The following is a 401-nucleotide window of genomic DNA, read 5'->3' on the forward strand; positions in this document are numbered from 1 at the left end:
TCGCCGCCCATGGCAGCCGTCAGCTCAGCCACCTTCCGTGCGGGCTCCCAGGCTTCCTCGTACTGTGCGGCACCGCGGTGGAAGGCCGTGAAGACCGTTCCCGCCGTGACCTTGAGGTCGCGCTGCTTGAGTTCCTCGGCGAGGCGGGCGGGGTCGTTCGGCAAGTAGCCGTAGGGGCCAAGTTCGATCCACTTGTAGCCGGACTCGGCCACCTCATCCAGGAAACGCTCCCAGGGGGTCTGCTTGGGGTCATCCGCGAACCATACTCCCCAGGAGTCCGGGGCTGTGCCGATGATGAGTTTGTTCTCTGTCATTGCGGGCTCCTAGTTGGAGGGGAAGTTGTAGGAGGCGCCGGAGGCGTGGGTGGGTTCGGGCCAGCGGGAGGTGATGACCTTGCCGCG

1 protein-coding gene is annotated in these 401 nt (G+C 65.8%); it reads right to left on the reverse strand.

Annotated elements, in window-relative coordinates; genetic code table 11:
* A partial coding sequence (locus NFJ07_RS25735; protein WP_442865407.1) for a sugar phosphate isomerase/epimerase family protein occupies positions 1 to 314 on the reverse strand: 314 nt, incomplete at its 3' end.
* Between the last annotated feature and the right edge of the window lie 87 nt (positions 315 to 401).

Source organism: Arthrobacter sp. B2a2-09 (assembly GCF_027587375.1).
Lineage (GTDB): Bacteria > Actinomycetota > Actinomycetes > Actinomycetales > Micrococcaceae > Arthrobacter.